Consider the following 318-nt stretch of genomic DNA (forward strand, 5'->3'; position numbering starts at 1 on the left):
GGGAGCGGTTCGTACCGTCCTTCACCGCCGCCCGTCCCCGTCCGCTGATCGGCGAACTGCCCGAGGTCCGGGAGCTGCTGGCCGCCGAGCAGAAGGCGGTCGAGGCCACCGGCAGCGGTGCGGACGGTGAAGCGGCCGGACTGAAGGCCCGATTGGCCGGACTGTCCTAGGCGGACCGGGACCGTGCGCTGCTGGAGCTGGTGCGCGGAGAGGTGGCCCGAGTGCTCGGCTACCTCGGTGCGCAGTCGGTCGAACCGGCCAGGGCCTTCCGGGCCTTGGGCTTCGACTCGCTGACGGCGGTCGAGCTCCGCAACCGGC

Annotated in this window: 1 protein-coding gene; it reads left to right on the top strand. The window is 73.0% G+C overall.

Annotated elements, in window-relative coordinates:
* Window positions 1-200: 200 nt before the first annotated feature.
* Window positions 201-318, top strand: a 118-nt coding sequence (locus UK12_RS44875; RefSeq protein WP_331386682.1) for an acyl carrier protein, incomplete at its 3' end; no start/stop codon positions are given.

It is taken from the genome of Saccharothrix sp. ST-888 (assembly GCF_000955975.1).
Classification (GTDB): domain Bacteria; phylum Actinomycetota; class Actinomycetes; order Streptomycetales; family Streptomycetaceae; genus Kitasatospora.